The 14,517-nt window shown below is 63.5% G+C and carries 14 protein-coding genes; 13 read left to right on the top strand and 1 reads right to left on the bottom strand.

The window, feature by feature from the left end; genetic code table 11:
* Positions 1 to 11: 11 nt before the first annotated feature.
* From IB265_RS18060 to IB265_RS18075, 4 genes are read left to right on the top strand one after another with little or no spacing between them, the layout of a single operon-like run.
* Positions 12 to 674: an HAD family hydrolase gene (locus tag IB265_RS18060; protein WP_057251280.1), complete on the top strand. Its 663-nt coding sequence runs from the start codon at positions 12 to 14 to the stop codon at positions 672 to 674.
* A gap of 2 nt (positions 675 to 676) precedes the next feature.
* Positions 677 to 2,032: an aspartate aminotransferase family protein gene (locus IB265_RS18065; protein WP_057251225.1), complete on the top strand. Its 1,356-nt coding sequence runs from the start codon at positions 677 to 679 to the stop codon at positions 2,030 to 2,032.
* Between the two features lie 4 nt (positions 2,033 to 2,036).
* A complete protein-coding gene (locus IB265_RS18070; protein ID WP_057251226.1) occupies positions 2,037 to 3,320 on the top strand; it encodes an aspartate aminotransferase family protein in 1,284 nt (427 codons plus the stop codon).
* 7 nt (positions 3,321 to 3,327) lie between these two features.
* The gene (locus IB265_RS18075) at positions 3,328 to 4,338 is read left to right on the top strand and encodes a phosphotransferase (protein ID WP_057251227.1); all 1,011 of its coding nucleotides are present in this window, start codon (positions 3,328 to 3,330) and stop codon (positions 4,336 to 4,338) included.
* A 20-nt stretch (positions 4,339 to 4,358) separates the two neighbouring features.
* Here IB265_RS18075 and hpaR read toward each other — a convergent pair whose 3' ends face one another.
* Entirely contained in the window at positions 4,359 to 4,847 is a 489-nt protein-coding gene (gene hpaR, locus IB265_RS18080; RefSeq protein ID WP_057251228.1) for a homoprotocatechuate degradation operon regulator HpaR, read from the bottom strand.
* Positions 4,848 to 4,955: 108 nt separating this feature from the next.
* Here hpaR and IB265_RS18085 point away from each other — a divergent pair, with 108 nt between their 5' ends.
* The 9 genes from IB265_RS18085 to IB265_RS18125 all read left to right on the top strand — a co-directional run bounded on the left by IB265_RS18085 (position 4,956) and on the right by IB265_RS18125 (position 14,298).
* The gene (locus IB265_RS18085) at positions 4,956 to 5,348 is read left to right on the top strand and encodes a 5-carboxymethyl-2-hydroxymuconate Delta-isomerase (protein WP_057251229.1); all 393 of its coding nucleotides are present in this window, start codon (positions 4,956 to 4,958) and stop codon (positions 5,346 to 5,348) included.
* Positions 5,349 to 5,411: 63 nt separating this feature from the next.
* Positions 5,412 to 6,929 (top strand): 5-carboxymethyl-2-hydroxymuconate semialdehyde dehydrogenase, encoded by a 1,518-nt coding sequence (hpaE, locus tag IB265_RS18090; RefSeq protein WP_057251230.1) that lies wholly within the window; start codon positions 5,412 to 5,414, stop codon positions 6,927 to 6,929.
* Positions 6,930 to 6,962: 33 nt separating this feature from the next.
* Positions 6,963 to 7,943: a 3,4-dihydroxyphenylacetate 2,3-dioxygenase gene (gene hpaD, locus IB265_RS18095; protein ID WP_057251231.1), complete on the top strand. Its 981-nt coding sequence runs from the start codon at positions 6,963 to 6,965 to the stop codon at positions 7,941 to 7,943.
* Between the two features lie 53 nt (positions 7,944 to 7,996).
* On the top strand, positions 7,997 to 9,433 hold the full coding sequence (locus IB265_RS18100) for a pyridoxal-dependent decarboxylase (protein ID WP_192494939.1): 1,437 nt from the start codon (positions 7,997 to 7,999) through the stop codon (positions 9,431 to 9,433).
* Positions 9,430 to 10,299 carry a fumarylacetoacetate hydrolase family protein gene (locus tag IB265_RS18105; RefSeq protein WP_192494940.1) on the top strand — a complete coding sequence of 290 codons (870 nt, stop codon included), beginning with the start codon at positions 9,430 to 9,432 and terminating at the stop codon, positions 10,297 to 10,299. Before IB265_RS18100 ends, IB265_RS18105 begins: the two co-directional genes overlap by 4 nt.
* A gap of 3 nt (positions 10,300 to 10,302) precedes the next feature.
* Positions 10,303 to 11,106: a 2-oxo-hept-4-ene-1,7-dioate hydratase gene (gene hpaH, locus IB265_RS18110; RefSeq protein WP_192494941.1), complete on the top strand. Its 804-nt coding sequence runs from the start codon at positions 10,303 to 10,305 to the stop codon at positions 11,104 to 11,106.
* A gap of 8 nt (positions 11,107 to 11,114) precedes the next feature.
* On the top strand, positions 11,115 to 11,927 hold the full coding sequence (gene hpaI / locus IB265_RS18115; RefSeq protein ID WP_192494942.1) for a 4-hydroxy-2-oxoheptanedioate aldolase: 813 nt from the start codon (positions 11,115 to 11,117) through the stop codon (positions 11,925 to 11,927).
* 147 nt (positions 11,928 to 12,074) lie between these two features.
* The gene (pepT, locus tag IB265_RS18120; RefSeq protein ID WP_192494943.1) at positions 12,075 to 13,307 is read left to right on the top strand and encodes a peptidase T; all 1,233 of its coding nucleotides are present in this window, start codon (positions 12,075 to 12,077) and stop codon (positions 13,305 to 13,307) included.
* A 58-nt stretch (positions 13,308 to 13,365) separates the two neighbouring features.
* Entirely contained in the window at positions 13,366 to 14,298 is a 933-nt protein-coding gene (locus IB265_RS18125; protein WP_192494944.1) for an AraC family transcriptional regulator, read from the top strand.
* Positions 14,299 to 14,517: the final 219 nt, after the last annotated feature.

A 14,517-nucleotide genomic window follows, 5' to 3' on the forward strand; every position in this document is an offset into this window, starting at 1 on the left:
TGCCCGACACCATGAGCGACAAGGCACTGATCCTCGATTTCGGCGGCGTCGTCACCCGCACGCTGTTCGAAACCCACGACATCACGGAGCGTGCGCTCGGGCTCGCGCCCGGCACTCTTACGTGGCGCGGTCCCTTCGACCCCGCAACCGACCCGCTCTGGGCCGCCATGCAGCGGCGCGAAATCACCGAACGGGACTACTGGACGGAACGCACCCGCGAAGTCGGCCGCCTGCTTGGCGAAGACTGGAGCGACATGAAAACCTTCGTGCAGCGGGCGCGTGGGGCGGAACCGGAACTGGTGCTCCGGCCCGAGACGCGCGACGCGATCCTCGCCGCCCATAAGGCCGGCATTCGGCTCGCGATCCTCTCCAATGAACTCGACCTCTTCTATGGCGTCGCGTTCCGTCAGCGCTTCCCGCTGATCGAGCTCTTCGAGACGATCGTCGACGCCACCTACACCAACATCCTGAAGCCCGATCCGCACGCCTACGAGCTGGTGCTGAGCCAGCTTGGCCTGCCGCGCGAAGCCTGCGTCTTCGTGGATGACCAGTTGAAGAACATCGAGGGTGCGCGGGCCGTCGGCCTGCCTCACGTCCATTTCGACGTCACCCGACCCGCAGAAAGCTACGCCAGAGCGCTTCAGATGCTCGGCCTCGAACTGACAGGAGCATGACCATGCGCGAAACCAACTTCCTCATCGAGAACAACGCCCGCCACCTCTGGCACCCGATGGCGCATCCGGCCGAGATGCAGGCAACGCCACCGCGCATCATCAATGCCGGCGAAGGTGTCGAGATCGTCGACATCCATGGCAAGAAGGTGCTCGATGCGGTCGGCGGCCTCTGGAACGTCAATCTCGGCTATTCCTGCGAACCGGTGAAGGAGGCGATCCGTCGCCAGCTCGACGAGCTGCCCTATTACTCGACGTTTCGCGGCACCACCAACTCACCGCTGATCGAGCTTTCCTACGAGCTCGCCGAATGGTTCCGCGAGGATGGGCTGACGCGCTCGTTCTTCACCTCGGGCGGTTCCGACTCCGTCGAGACCTGCCTTCGCCTCGCCCGCCAGTACCACAAGCTCAACGGCCAGCCGGAACGCACCAAGTTCGTCGCGCTGAAGAAGGGCTACCACGGCACCCATTTCGGCGGCGCCTCGGTCAATGGCAATGCCAATTTCCGCCGCAACTACGAGCCGCTGCTGCCGGGCGTCTACCACCTGCCGGCGCCCTATACCTATCGCAACCCCTTCGACACGACCGATGGCGCCGTAATCGCCAAGGCGATCGCGCGGCTCTTCGAAGACGAGATCGCCTTCCAGGGCGCCGACACGATCGCGGCGCTGATCATGGAGCCGGTGCTCGGCGCCGGCGGCGTGATCGTGCCGCACGAAATCTTCATGCCGCTGATGCGCGAGATCTGCGACCGCCACGGCATCCTCCTGATCGCCGACGAGGTGATCACCGCGTTCGGCCGCACCGGTGCCTGGACCGGCTCGCGTCTCTTTGGCGTGAAGCCGGATTTCATGTCGACCGCCAAGGCGATCACCAATGGCTACTATCCCTTCGGCGCCGTGATGATCTCGGACAAGGTTGCCGAGGCTTTCGAAAGCAACAAGACGGCTGCCGGTTCGATCGGCCATGGCTACACCTATTCCGGCCATCCGGTGGGTGCTGCGGCAGCACTCGCAACCCTGAAGGAAACGCGCAAGCACAATGTCGCTGCAAATGCCAAGGCACGCGGCGATGAGCTGATCGCCGGCCTCGAAGCGCTGAAGGCCCGGCACGAACTGATCGGCGACGTGCGCGGCAAGGGGCTGATGTGCGCGATCGAGCTCGTCTCGGACAGGGAGAAGAAGGCCGGTGCCGCAAAGGATGTCGTCCAGAAGGTTCAGGACGTGACCTATGATGCCGGCGTCATGGTGCGCACATCCGGCGCCAACGTCATCCTGTCGCCGCCGCTGATCGTGACCGCAGGCGACGTCGCCCGTATCCTCACGGCCCTCGACGCCGGCCTGACCGCAGCACGGGGCTAGCGCGATGGGCGACAACCGGGACCTGATTGCGCGCCGCGAGCGGCTGCTCGGGCGCAACATGTCGCTGTTCTACGAGGAGCCGGTGCATCTCGTGCGTGGCGAAGGCGTTTGGCTTTTTGATGCTGACGGCCGCCGCTACCTAGACTGCTACAACAACGTACCGCATGTCGGCCATTGCCATCCGCGGGTGACCGAGGCGATCGCCCGGCAGGCCTCAACCCTCAACACCCACACCCGCTATCTGCATGAAGGCATTCTCGACTATGTCGAGCGTCTGACCGCCACCTTCGACAACAGCCTCGACACGGCGATCCTGACCTGCACCGGCAGCGAGGCGAACGACGTGGCGCTGCGCATGGCCCAGGCCGTGACCGGCAAGACCGGGGTGATCGCCACCGACCACACTTATCACGGCAATACCGCCGCCGTTTCTCAGCTTTCGACCCGGATGCCGCCGGTCGGCGGCTTCGGCGGCCATGTCCGCCACGTGCCGGCGCCCGACAGCTACCGGCCGCTTGGCGGCGAGCCGGGCGCCGCTTTTGCCGCGGCCTTCACCGCCAAGGTCGAGGAAGCGATCGCCTCGCTGCAGCAAAGCCCGCACGGCTTCGCCGCGCTGATCATCGATCCCTTCTTCGCCAACGAAGGATTTCCGGAACTGCCCTCCGGCTTTCTCGACGGCGCCGTCGCCGCCGTCAGAAAGGCAGGCGGGCTCCTGATAGCCGACGAAGTGCAGCCGGGCTTCGGCCGAACCGGCGGCCATATGTGGGGGCACCAGAAGGCGGGCATCGTTCCCGATATCGTCACGCTTGGAAAGCCGATGGGCAACGGCCACCCGATCGGCGGCGTCGTTGCGGGCACCGAAACGCTCAACGCCTTCCGCAAAGCGTTTCGCTACTTCAACACTTTCGGCGGCAATCCGGTCTCCTGCGCAGCGGCCATGGCCGTGCTCGATGTGATCGCAGACGAAAACCTCATCGAGAACGCCGCCCAAGTCGGCGCCTATGCCAAGGCCGGCCTCGCGCGGCTTGCGGACAAACATGGAATGATCGGCGACATCAGGGGCAGCGGACTATTCTTCGGCGCGGAGCTCGTCACCGATCGCGCGGAAAAAACGCCAGCAAGCGCGCTCGCGACCAAGGTGATCAACGACATGAGCGAGCGCGGCGTGCTGATGGGCAAGCTCGGCATCCACCAGTGCACGACCAAGATCCGACCGCCGATGCCCTTTACCCGCGACAATGCGGATTTGATGCTGTCGACGCTCGACGACGTGCTTTCGGGCCTATGAGCGACTGATGACGGCGGACCTGCCCAAACCCTTTCGCGACGCGCTCGACAACCGGGCGTGCCAGGCACTTGCCCATTGGGGCGTTGCTGACCAAGAGCCGGAGTTGCTGAAGTACCGGGAAAACGCCGTGTTTCGCGTCCACCTGGCCGATGGTCGCCCGGCGGCGCTGCGGCTGCACCGCGCCGGCTATCACAGTGCGGCGGCACTGCACTCGGAACTGCAATGGATGGCAGCACTCGGCAACAGCGGTCTCGCGGTGCCGCAACCGATCGCGACGACGGACGGGCGCTTACTTGTCGCCCTGCCTGAAGGTGGCGCGTTTGCCGCACAGCATGCCGATGTGATCAACTGGATGGATGGAGAGCCATTGGGCGAAAGCGGTAAACCGCTGTCCCACTCACCCGAGAGGCTCGTCGAGATCTTCTCGGCGCTCGGCGCCTCCATGGCCGAGATGCATAACCTCGCCGATCGCTGGACGCCGACCGAGGGCTTTTGGCGTCCGACTTGGGATGAGGAAGGCCTGCTTGGGGATCGTCCGTTGTGGGGGCGCTTCTGGGATTGCGAGGGCCTATCGCCGGCCCAAGCCATGGCGCTATCGGCTTTGCGCGGTGACCTCAGGCGGCGCCTCGCAACTCTGCCGACTCCGGCTAAGGATTTCGGCCTCATCCATGCGGACCTCGTTCGGGAAAATGTGCTGGTCGGCGAGGCGGGCGTCAAACTCATCGACTTCGACGATGCTGGCTGGGGTTACCGCCTGTTCGATATCGCCACCGCCCTGCTGAAGAACCGACGCGAGCCGGCCTATGGAGCGATCGAGGCGGCGTTGATATCAGGCTATCGCAGCCGGCGCGCGCTCAGCGCCGAGATGCTGTCCAGCCTGCCGCTGTTTCTTGTGCTTCGCAGTCTCACCTATATCGGCTGGTTCTCGGCGCGGCCGGAACTGCCGGGCGCCCGCGAGCGTGTTCTGCGCTACGCCGACGAGGCGCTGGCGCTTACCAAAGAGCTGGGCTTCACATGATGACCGAGAGCCAAAAACGCTCAGTCGTTGAGGCTGGCCAGTTCGTCCAGCATGTCGAGCAGGACTTCGACGCGCTCACGACCGTAGCGGGTTTCGAGGTCCTCGTAGATCGCCCGGCTCTCGGGGCTGACGTCGGCGATCACCCGCATGCCCTCCGGCGCGATCTCAAGCAAAACGCGCCGGCCGTCGTCAGCATCCTTGTGCTTGGTGATCAGGCCCCGCTCCTCGAGCGAGCGGATGATGCGGGTGAGGCTCGGCGCCAGGATGAAGGCCTTGTCGGCCATTTCCGACGCATCGACCCGGCCGGCTTCCGCAAGGATGCGGATCACCCGCCATTGCTGCTCGGTAATGTCGTGGCGCGCCAGCATCGGCCGGAAATGCGCCATGACCGCTTCGCGTGCCCGCAACAGGGCAATCGGCAGCGAACGGCGGGTGTTGTGCGGCAAAAGGGCGTCGTGGCCAAGGTCAGCAGGGGTTTTCTCGCGGCTCATGAGCGTTCTATCGGACATTTTCTTTCGTTCTGCAATTGGCAGGCGCGGGCAGAGACTTCGACCTTCTTGACACCGCCATCGATTTCGTTAACGTGTTAAATATATGAGAGCGCATCGGGAGGAAAGATGCCGCACCTGACAATCGAATACTCAGGCAATCTCGACGACCGCGTCGACTTCGCCCGGCTTTGCCGGACCGTCCACAAGACGATCCTCGGCACCGGCCTTTTCGAGCTCGGCGCCGTCAGGGTGCGCACGATCCGCAGCGCCGATTACGCGATCGCCGACCTTTTGCCGGACAACAGCTTCATCGACATGTCCTTCCGCATCGGTCGCGGCCGCAGCGAGGCAGAGAAGAAGGCCACCGGCGAAGCCATCTTCAAGGCCGTGAGCGACGAACTTTCGGAGCTTTTCGCCACACCGCATTTTGCTCTCAGCCTGGAGATCCGCGAGATCGACCCGGATCTGAGCTGGAAGAAAAACGCCATTCACCCCCGGCTGCGCGCCACCAAAGGCTAGACGCAGCCACCCCCAAAGCACAGCAGCGCGCGGCGAAAGTCTGCGCCAGCATCGGAGAACACCATGTCCAAGCTCGATGAAAACCTCGCCAAGGCGGAAAGCTACCTCGCCCGCTTCAAGAGCGAAGGCGTGCTCAATCACATCAACGGCGAAGCGATGCCGGCACTTGACGGTGAGACTTTCGAAACGATTTCGCCCGTTGACCTGAAACCGCTTGCGAAGATCGCCCGCGGCAAGGCTGCCGACATCGACCGGGCGGCAAAGGCCGCGAAAGCTGCTTTCGCCGAATGGGCCGCTATGCCCGGCGAAACGCGCAAGAAACTGCTGCACAAGATTGCCGACGCGATCGTTGCCCGCGCCGAAGAGATCGCCTTTGTCGAGTGCATGGACACCGGACAACCGCTGAAATTCATGGCCAAGGCGGCGTTGCGCGGTGCCGAGAACTTCCGCTTTTTCGCCGACCGGGCGCCTGAAGCGCGCGACGGCAAGGTGCTGCGTGGCGGCAATCAGATCAACATGACGACACGCGTGCCGATCGGCCCGGTCGGTATCATCACCCCCTGGAACACGCCGTTCATGCTGTCGACCTGGAAGATTGCGCCTGCGCTTGCCGCCGGCTGCACGGTCGTGCACAAGCCGGCGGAATTCTCGCCGCTGACGGCGCGGCTGCTGGTCGAGATCGCCGAGGAAGCCGGCCTGCCGAAGGGCGTGTGGAACCTCGTCAACGGCTTCGGCGAGGATGCCGGACGCGCACTCACCGAGCACCCCGACATCAAGGCGATCGGCTTCGTCGGCGAAAGCCGCACCGGCTCGATGATCATGAAGCAGGGTGCCGAGACGCTGAAGCGGGTTCATTTCGAACTCGGCGGCAAGAACCCGGTGATCGTCTTTGCCGATGCCGATCTCGAGCGCGCCGCCGATGCGGCGGTCTTCATGATCTACTCGCTGAACGGCGAACGCTGCACCTCGTCCTCACGCCTGCTGGTCGAGGACAGCATCTACGAACGCTTCACCGGGCTCGTCGCCGAAAAGGCGAAACGCATCAAGGTCGGCCATCCGCTCGATCCGGAAACCGTCGTCGGCCCGCTCATCCATCCGGTGCATGAGAAGAAGGTATTCGACTATATCCGCATCGGCCGAGAGGAAGGTGCTACTGTTGCCGCCGGCGGCGAGAAGTTCGCGGGGCCTGGCGGTGGCTGCTACGTCACCCCGACGCTCTTCACCGGCGCCAACAACCGCATGCGCATCGCCCAGGAGGAAATCTTCGGGCCAGTACTGACGGCGATCCCGTTCAAGGACGAGGCAGACGCGCTGGCGCTTGCCAATGACGTACAATATGGCCTCACCGGTTATCTCTGGACCTCCGACGTCACCCGCGCCTTCCGCTTTACCGATCACCTCGAAGCCGGGATGATCTGGGTAAACTCGGAGAACGTGCGCCACCTGCCGACGCCGTTTGGCGGCGTCAAGAGCTCGGGCATCGGCCGCGACGGCGGCGACTGGTCGTTCGATTTTTATATGGAAACCAAGAACATCGCCTTTGCCAGCTCGGCGCATGCGATCGCCAAGCTTGGCGGTTGAGCGCGCTGGCAGAAAAATCTGGAGGAGACATCAATGCCCTTGCCGAAACCGAACCTCTACCCGCCCTTCAACATCGTGCGGCTGAGCCATGTGGAACTCGCCGTCACCGATCTCGCAAGATCGCGCGCCTTCTATGTGGACGTGCTGGGTCTGCAGGTCACCGACGAGACGGCGGACACGATCTATCTCAGGGCCATGGAGGAGCGCGGCCACCATTGCATTATCTTGAAGAAGGCGGCGACTGCCGAGGCCCGCGACCTGGGGTTCAAGGTCTATGGCGAGGAGGATCTCGAAAAGGCCGCGCATTTCTTTGGGGCCAAGGGCCTGCCTGTCGAGTGGATCGAACGCCCCTACCAGTCGCGGACCTTCCGCACCCGCGACCCGCAGGGCATCTCGCTCGAATTCTATTCGAAGATGGACCGCTTGCCGCCGATCCACCAGAAGTATGCGCTTTATCGCGGCGTGAAACCGCTGCGCATCGACCACTTCAATTGCTTCTCGCCCGATGTCGATCAGGCGGTCGCCTTCTACAACGAGATCGGTTTCCGGGTAACGGAATACACCGCCGACGAGGAGACCGGACGGCTCTGGGCCGCCTGGACCCATCGCAAGGGCGGCGTGCACGACATCGCCTTTACCAACGGCCGCGGACCGCGGCTGCACCACACCGCGTTCTGGGTGCCGACGCCGCTCAACATCATCGACCTGCTCGACCTGATGTCGACCTCCGGCTGGCTCGCCAATATCGAGCGCGGCCCGGGCCGACACGGCATCTCCAATGCCTTCTTCCTCTATGTGCGCGATCCGGACGGCCACCGCATCGAGATCTACTGCTCGGATTACCAGACGGTCGATCCCGATCTCGAGCCGATCAAATGGGACCTGAAGGACCCGCAGCGCCAGACGCTCTGGGGTGCGCCGGCACCGAAATCCTGGTTCGAGGAAGGCAGCGCGTTTGCCGGTGCCGAGACACGGGACTCGATCCTGAAAACCCAACCGATCATCGCGCCCTGACAGTTGGCAACAGGGATCGGGTAGGGCCAAGAGAGCAGGACGGGAGGAAGCAGATGGATCAGAAGACTTTTGGAGAATGGTCGCTAAGGGCAGCGCAGTGGGGTGCCGACTATCGAGCATCACTGCGCGACCGGCGAGTGCGTGCCCAGACGGCACCGGGTGCGATCGCCGCGCAGATACCATCGCGTCCGCCGCAGACGGGCGAGGACATGGAAGCGATCTTCGAGGATTTCGAGAAGATCATCCTGCCCGGCATGACCCACTGGCAGCATCCGCGCTTCTTCGCCTATTTCCCGGCGAATGCCGCACCCGTCTCCGTCGTCGCGGAATACCTCGTCACCGCCATGGCGGCGCAATGCATGCTCTGGCAGACCTCGCCGGCAGCGACCGAGCTCGAGACGAAAGTGATCGACTGGCTGCGCCAGGCGATCGGCCTGCCGGAGGGCTTCTCCGGGGTGATCCAGGACTCGGCCTCCTCGGCGACGCTCTCGGCCGTCCTTGTCATGCGCGAAAAGGCGCTCGGCTGGCAGGGCAACAAGAAGGGCCTCGCCGGCCAGAAGCAACTTCGCATCTATTCCTCCGATCAGGTTCACACGTCGATCGACCGGGCGATCTGGGTGTCGGGCATTGGCGAGGAAAATCTCGTACGCATCCCGGCCAAGGGGTCGCGACGCGCGATGGATGTGAGCGCGCTGGAAGCAGCCATCCTCAGGGACAAAGCGGCGGGGCTGTTGCCGGCGGGCGTGATCGCCTGCACTGGTGGCACGAGTACGGGCGCCTGCGACGACATCGCCGAGGTGGTGCGCATCGCGCACGCGCATGGTCTCTACGTCCATGTCGATGCCGCCTGGGCGGGTGCCGCGATGATCTGCGAGGAATTCCGGGAACTCTGGGCCGGCGTCGAGAAGGCGGATTCGGTCGTCTTCAACCCGCACAAATGGCTAGGCGCCCAGTTCGACTGCTCGGCGCATTTCATCCGCAGCCCCGATGATCTGGTCAAAACCTTGGCGATCCAGCCCGAATACCTGAAGACCCACGGCCGAGACGGCATCATCAACTATTCCGAATGGACGATCCCGCTCGGGCGGCGTTTTCGAGCGCTCAAGCTCTGGTTCCTGCTGCGTTTCCACGGCCTCGACGGCCTGCAGACGATGATCCGCCATCATGTGCGCTGGTCCGAACGCCTGGCGGCACGGCTCGCCGAACACAGGGATTTCGAGATCGTCACTCAACCCATGCTGTCGCTGTTCTCTTTCCGCCACCGCAGTCAAGAGGATTCGGACGCTCACAACATTGCTCTCGTCAATGCGATCAATGACGATGGCCGCATCTACCTGACGCAAACCCGCGTCGACGGCCACGTTGCGATCCGGTTCCAGGCCGGTCAGTTCGACATGACGGAAGAGGATGCCGACACCGCCTTCGAGGTCATCACCGAAGTCGCCGGTGCGCTGAACAAACATCGAAAGAATACGGGAGCGGCCCTATGAACCACCCCCGTTTTGTGAGCTTCTCGGTTGGTGGAAAAAGCGGCTACGGCCTCGTTTCCGGCAGCGGTCTGATCGATCTTTCCAAGCGATATGCGTCGACCTGGCCGACGTTGCGCGAGGTGATCGAAGCAGGTGCGCTCGTTCGCCTTGCGGACGAGGCGGCCGGGCTGCCGGCAGATATTTCGCTCGATGACATCCGCTACGAAATCCCGGTGCCGGCACCGGAGAAGATCATCTGCGTCGGCGTCAACTTTCCCGACCGTAACGAGGAGTACAAGGACGGCCAGGCAGCGCCCTCCAACCCGTCGCTGTTCATCCGCTTCCCGCGCTCCTTTACCGGGCACGGGCAGCCGCTGATCCGCCCGCCGGAAAGCCCGCAGCTCGATTATGAAGGCGAGATCGTCATCGTCATCGGCAAGGGCGGGCGCCGGATTCCCGAGGCGTCAGCACTCGACCACATCGCGGCGCTGTCGCTCTGCAATGAGGGCACGATCCGCGACTGGGTGCGCCACGCCAAGTTCAACGTCACCCAGGGCAAGAACTTCGACCGAACCGGCTCGATCGGCCCCTGGCTGGTGCCCTTCACGGATGAAGCCCAGCTCGCGGATATCAAGCTCGAAACGCGGGTGAACGGTGAGGTGCGGCAGCAGGACCGCACCAGCCGGATGATCTTCTCCTTTCGCAAGATCATCAACTATGTCTCGACCTTCACGACGCTGGTTCCCGGCGATGTGATCGTCACCGGTACGCCGACCGGCGCGGGTGCGCGCTTCGATCCGCCGATCTGGCTGAAGCCCGGCGATATCGTCGAGGTCGAGGCCGAAGGGATCGGCACGCTCATCAACCCGATTGCCGACGAGGTCTGACCCATGCTCGACAAGATCCAGATCGAGGCGGCTGCTGCCGCGCTCGACACCGCCGAACGCGAACGCGTCCAGACCGGCCTGCTCTCGCTCAAGCACCCCGAGATGACCATGGACGACGCCTATGCGGTGCAGGCCGCCTGGGTAAGACAGAAGATCGCCGCAGGGCGCCGGGTGATCGGCTGGAAGATCGGCCTGACCTCCAAGGCGATGCAATATGCGCTGAATATCGACATCCCGGATTCCGGCGTGCTCTTTGACGACATGCTGTTCGAAGACGGCGCGCGCATTCCCGGCACCCGCTTCATCCAGCCGCGCATTGAAGCCGAAATCGCCTTCGTGATGAAGGCGCCGCTTGCCGGGCCAAATGTCACCGTCTTCGACGTGCTCAACGCCACTGACTATGTGACGCCGGCGCTCGAAATCCTCGACACCCGCATCCTGCGCGTCGATCCGGAAACCAAGAAGGCACGCACCATCGTCGATACCATCTCTGACAACGCCGCCAACGCCGGCATCGTGCTCGGCGGCCGGCAGATGCGGCCTGACGCGATCGACATGCGCTGGATGGGCGCAATCGTCTCGCGCAACGCCGAGGTGGAAGAAACCGGGCTTGGCGCCGGCGTGCTCAACCACCCGGCCCGCGGCATCGCCTGGCTCGCCAATCGCTTGTCGCTCTATGGCGATCGCATCGAGGCCGGCCAAATCGTGCTTGCCGGTTCCTTCATCCGCCCGGTCGAGGCCCGTCATGGCGATACCATCGTCGCCGACTTCGGCCCATCCGGCACGGTCAGCTGCTTCTTCGAATAGGAACGATCATGCCCGCTCCCCGCAATCCGTTCAAACAGGCTCTCGCCGAGAAACGCACGCAGATCGGGCTCTGGCTGGCGCTCGCCAATCCCTATACCGCGGAGGTCTGTGGCGGCGCCGGCTTCGACTGGCTGCTGCTCGATGCCGAGCACGCCCCGAACGACGTGCCGCTTCTGGCGGCACAGCTTCAGGCGCTCTCCGCCTCGCCAAGCCACGCCATCGTCCGCCCGCCTGTAGGCGAGACCTGGATGATCAAGCAGATCCTCGATATCGGCGCACAGACGCTGCTGATACCGATGGTCGAAAGCGCCGAACAGGCCCGGGCACTGGTGCGGGCCGTGCGCTATCCGCCCCACGGTGTGCGCGGTGTCGGCGCGGCCCTTGCCCGGGCGTCCGCCTTCAACTGCATCCCGGACTACCTGCAGACGGCCAATGACGAGATCTGCCTGCTTCTGCAGATCGAAAGCCGCGCCGGCCTGGCCGCCCTCGACGAGATCGCCAGCACCGACGGCGTCGACGGCGTCTTCATCGGCCCGGCCGACCTTGCAGCCGACATGGGCTTCCTCGGCAAGCCCGGTGCGCCGGAAGTACAGGAGGCGGTCGAAGCGGCGCTGCTGCGCATCCAGTTGCACGGGAAAGCGGCCGGCATTCTCACGTCCGATCAGACGCTCGCACGCCGTTACCTCGAGCTCGGCGCCACCTTCGTCGCCGTCGGCAACGACGTCAGCCTGCTGGTCGGCGCAACGTCCAAGCTCGCAGCGGAGTTCAAGGGAACCAAGACCGAGACAGGACCCGAAGGACAGGCCGGCAAGACCTACTGATGCCTCACCGCCAAACGCAGCATGCTCGGAGATGCTAACATCGGGCGAACACACGCGGCCGCCATCGCGGATAGGCGGCCGCACACTTTCCCTCGCCCCGGTCTGGGAGTATAGCGATTCCACGCCCATCAGCATTGGATCCCGCTCATGACCGATACCGTTCTCGACCGCTTCCTCCGTTACGTCGTCATCGACACCCAATCCGACGCCAAGTCGAAGACGCAGCCTTCCACGGAGAAGCAGAAGAACCTCGGCCGCGTGCTCGTCGAGGAATTGCTCGCGATCGGTCTTGCGGACGCCCATCTCGACGAAAACGGTTATGTCTACGCCACCATTCCTTCGAACGTGGACAAGCCTGTGCCGGTGATCTGCTGGTGCTCGCATATGGACACGGCGCCCGATTTCACCGGCACCAATGTCAAACCGCAGATCCTGCGCAACTACCAGGGCGGAGACATCCGGCTTGTGGGCGACCCACAGCAGATTATCCGCGTCAGCGATCACCCTGTTTTGAACGACCAGATCGGCAACGACATCGTCACCACCGACGGTACGACGCTACTCGGTGCCGACGACAAGGCCGGCCTGGCCGAGATCGTCACGGCTGCGCAGGTGCTTATCGACAATCCGGCTATCAAGCACGGCACGATCAAGCTGCTCTTCACCACCGACGAGGAGATCGGCCGCGGCGTCGACAAGGTCGACCTCAACAAGCTCGGCGCCGAGTTCGCCTACACAGTCGACGGCGAAACGGCCGGGCATATCGAGGACGAGACGTTTTCCGCCGATGGTGTCGAGATCGTCATTCATGGCGTGGCGATCCATCCTGGTTTCGCCAAGGACAAGATGGAGAACGCCATCAAGATCGCCGGCAACATCATTAGCCGGCTTCCAAGAAACTTGTCTCCCGAAGGTACCGAGGGCCGTGATGGCTTCGTGCATCCGACCGGTGTGACCGGCTCGATGGACAAGGCGCAGCTCGGCCTCATCGTTCGCGACTTCGACGAGGCGGGCCTTGTCGAGAAGGAAGCGGTACTCGAAACGATCGTCAAGGACGTGATGAAGGCCTACCCCGGCTCGACCTACAGCTTCGAGGTCAAAGAGCAGTACCGCAACATGAAGGCCGTGCTCGATCGCCATCCGGAAATCGTCGAGAACGCCATCGAGGCGATCCGGCGCGCCGGCATGCAGCCGGTCCGCGGCAGCATCCGCGGCGGCACGGACGGCTCGCGGCTCTCCTTCATGGGCCTGCCCTCGGCCAATCTTTTTGCCGGCGGTCATGCCTTCCACTCACCGCTCGAATGGGTCAGCCGCCAGGATATGGAGCGCAGCGTCAAGACACTCGTCGAACTGGCGAAGATCTGGGCGGAGCGCGCCTGAGGCAACAACCTCTGCGAAGGGAGACAACGATCGGCATTTCGCGAACAGAGATCGGGCGATGAGCACGGCGCGAAGCTCCAAGCGCCCGCCGGCGAGGCCGACTTCGCTCGCAACCAATCCGCCGACCTTCGAGCACATCGTCACCAACGTCAACGAGACGTTCCTCTGGCGTCTCGACGATTATCCCTGGGAGCGGAACGTCTGGAACTTCCATCCGGAAATCGAGATCCATCTCATCCGGAAAGCCTCTGGCCTTGCCTTCGTCGGCGATCACATCGGCCAGTTCGATCCGGGCTACCTCACGGTCATCGGCAGCAATCTGCCGCATGACTGGGTGACGGCGACCGAGCCCGACGAAGTGATCGAAGGACGCGACATCGTCATCCAGTTCCATCCGGACCGGATGCGCGAGATCACCGACGCCTTGCCGGAGTTTGCCGAGCTCGAGACCTTCTTTGCACGCGCCGAACGCGGCCTGGTGTTTCATGGCGAGACCCGGGCACAAGGTGGCGAACTGATCGAACGCATGGGGAGCCTGAAAGGGCTTTCGCGTTTCTCGCTGTTCATTCAGTTGCTCGATCTGCTGGTGAGCACCGAAGAGTACGAACTGCTCTCCTCGCCGGAATTCGCGCCGGAGCTCGACCAGCAATCGCTCGACGTGCTCCGCGGCGCTCTGGCCTTCATCTACGAGAACATTGCGACCGATATCCACCTGGCCGATCTCGCCAGGCGCGCCGGCATGAGCGAAACGGCCTTTTCCCGCTTCTTCAAGAAGAACACCGGCAACACCTTCACCGACCACGTCAACAAGCTGCGCATCTGGCAAGCGTGCAAGCTTTTGGCCGAAACCGACATGCCGATCACCGACATCTGCTTCGAAGTCGGCTACCTCAACATCTCCAACTTCAACCGCACCTTCCTGCGGCAGCACAAGATGACGCCGTCAGCTTATCGGCGGCTGACGGGACAGCGCCGTCCCGCACGCCTTTAGGGCCGGCTCCCGAACGTAGACGATGAATCCTTGCGTTTGCTGCGCTGCAAATAGCTTATCATGGGTAGAATCTCGCAAGAAAGTACAGATTGGCCGCATCGAGCGCGCTAGCTCGGTGGATCATTGCGCCTATCATCGTGGGCAGCGAAACGGTTCGCTACCCGGAAGAGTGCGTTGGAACTGAGGAGTTTCCGGCGCGTATCGCAAAGACCTTGGGGA

It is taken from the genome of Ensifer sp. ENS10 (genome assembly GCF_014852025.1).
Lineage (GTDB): Bacteria > Pseudomonadota > Alphaproteobacteria > Rhizobiales > Rhizobiaceae > Ensifer.